Origin of the sequence: Cellulomonas rhizosphaerae, from assembly GCF_003470205.1 — a bacterium.
GTDB lineage: Bacteria > Actinomycetota > Actinomycetes > Actinomycetales > Cellulomonadaceae > Cellulomonas > Cellulomonas rhizosphaerae.
Genome location: NZ_QWKP01000023.1, coordinates 1 through 2206, shown reverse-complemented (window position 1 = coordinate 2206; position 2206 = coordinate 1). Strand labels below are relative to the sequence as shown.

At 74.4% G+C, this 2206-nt stretch carries 3 protein-coding genes; all 3 read left to right on the top strand.

What is annotated here, in order from left to right; translation table 11 throughout:
- The coding region (locus tag D1825_RS00275) for a D-alanyl-D-alanine carboxypeptidase family protein (protein WP_199721429.1) at nucleotides 1–857 on the top strand (857 nt) is incomplete at its 5' end.
- Nucleotides 858–882: 25 nt separating this feature from the next.
- On the top strand, nucleotides 883–1584 hold the full coding sequence (locus D1825_RS00270; protein WP_138066967.1) for a metal-dependent transcriptional regulator: 702 nt from the start codon (nucleotides 883–885) through the stop codon (nucleotides 1582–1584).
- A gap of 76 nt (nucleotides 1585–1660) precedes the next feature.
- The coding region (locus D1825_RS00265) for an MFS transporter (protein WP_138066966.1) at nucleotides 1661–2206 on the top strand (546 nt) is incomplete at its 3' end.

Genomic DNA, 2206 nt, shown 5'->3' with positions numbered 1-2206 from the left:
CGGCCGGGCACGACGACACGACGCTGGTACTCCAGGACGACGGGGACCTGGTCCTGTTCGACAAGGACGGCAGCACGCTGTGGAGCACGGGCACGGCCCTCGGGCCCACCGGGCTCGCGGCCACGAAGTCGCTCGCGGTCGGCAAGCGCCTCGACTCGCCGGACGGGCGGCTCTCGCTGCGCGTCGACGCCGACGGCCTGCGCCTCGAGCTCGACGGCCGCGCCGTCTGGGCCGTGATCCCCGCGGTGCCCGACGAGAAGCTCCAGCTCACGCTGCGCAAGAGCGGCAACCTCGTCCTGCGGGGCACCGACAACGCCGTCTACTGGTCCTCGGAGACCGCCGGCACCAAGCACGCCGATCTCGAGCTCGATGCGGGGGGAGTGGTGCTGCGCGCCCCGACAGGCCAGGAGCTGTGGCGCGCCGACGTGCCCCCGGGCCTGTTCGACGCGACGACGACGGACACCGACTGCGCCGAGGTGACGACACCGGTCCCGCTCGCCGCGACCGTGCTGACCGAGACGGGCATCCGGGTCCACCCGTGCATGGTCGTCGCGATCGACGCGCTGCTGGCCGCCGCGAAGGCCGACGGCGTCGACCTCGGCGGCTGGGGCTGGCGCAGCAACGAGCAGCAGCGCGCGCTGCGCGCCCGCAACTGCACGCCGTCGGGGTGCCGCCCGATGACCGCGACGCCCGGCACGTCCCGCCACGAGCGCGGGCTCGCGATCGACTTCACGGTCGACGGCCGCGTCGTCTCCGCGGGCTCGACGGGCTGGGCCTGGCTCGTGCAGAACGCGCACAGCTACGGCCTGAAGAACCTGCCCGGCGAGCCGTGGCACTGGAGCGTCGACGGCTGGTGACCTCCCACCGCCTACCCTGGGGCGCGTGAGCACACCCGAGCCCGCCCAGCTGTCGGCGGTGAGCCAGGACTACCTCAAGGTCATCTGGTCCGCCACGGAGTGGGAGGACCGCCCGGTCACCACCAAGATGCTCGCCGCGCGCCTCGGTGTCGGTGCGTCCACCGTCTCGGAGACCGTCCGCCGCCTGGCCGACTCCGGATTCGTCACGCACGAGCCCTACGGCGCCGTCGGGCTCACCGACGCCGGTCGCGCCCAGGCGCTCGCGATGGTCCGCCGGCACCGGCTCGTCGAGACCTTCCTCGTGGAGGTGCTCGGCTACGGCTGGGACGAGGTGCACGACGAGGCCGAGGTCCTGGAGCACGCGGTGTCCGACCTGTTCGTCGACCGGATCGCGGCCCGCCTGGGGCACCCGACCCGCGACCCGCACGGCGACCCGATCCCCGGTCCCGACGGCTCGTTCGACCCACCGCCCGCGACCCTGCTGTGGGACGCGGAGCCCGGCGGCTGGCACGTGGCCCGCATCTCCGACGCGGATCCCGAGCTGCTGCGCTACGTCGAGTCCGTCGGGTTGGTGCTCGACGCGACGGTTGACGTCGTGGTGCGCCGCGACGCGGTGGGCGTCGTGTCGCTGCTCGTCGGGGCAGACGAGCGCCCCGTCGAGCTCGGCGAGGTCGCCGCCCGCGCGATCTGGCTGGTCGCCGGTGACGCCCGCGCTCGCGTGAACTAGGCTGAGCGCGACCCACCGGAGCTGACGACGGCGCTCTCCGATGCCGCATCGAAACGATACGACCCGGAGGACCCGCATGCTCCCGCTGCCCCAGGGCAAGGCCCGCGCCGCGCTGTTCGCGCTCGCGCTCGGCGGGTTCGGCATCGGCACCACCGAGTTCGCGACGATGGGCCTGCTGCCCGAGATCGCGCGCGACCTCGACGTCTCCATCCCCGTCGCGGGTCACGCCATCACCGCCTACGCGCTCGGCGTCGTCGTCGGCGCCCCCACGCTCGCCGCGCTCGGCGCACGGATGGACCGGCGGCGCCTGCTGCTGTGGCTGATGGTCGCGTTCACGATCGCCAACGTCGCCTCGGCGTTCGCGCCCACCGCGCCCACGCTCGTCGTCGCGCGGTTCCTCGCGGGCCTGCCGCACGGCGCCTTCTTCGGCGTCGGCGCGGTCATGGGCACGGCCGTCGTCGGCCAGGCGCGCCGCGGCCACGCGGTCGCCTCGATGATGGCCGGGCTGACGATCGCGTGCGCGGTCGGCGTCCCGCTGACGGCGATCGTCGGGCACGCCGTGGGCTGGCGCTGGGCGTTCGCGGGGGTCGGGGTCATCGGCCTCGCGACCCTTGTCGCGCTG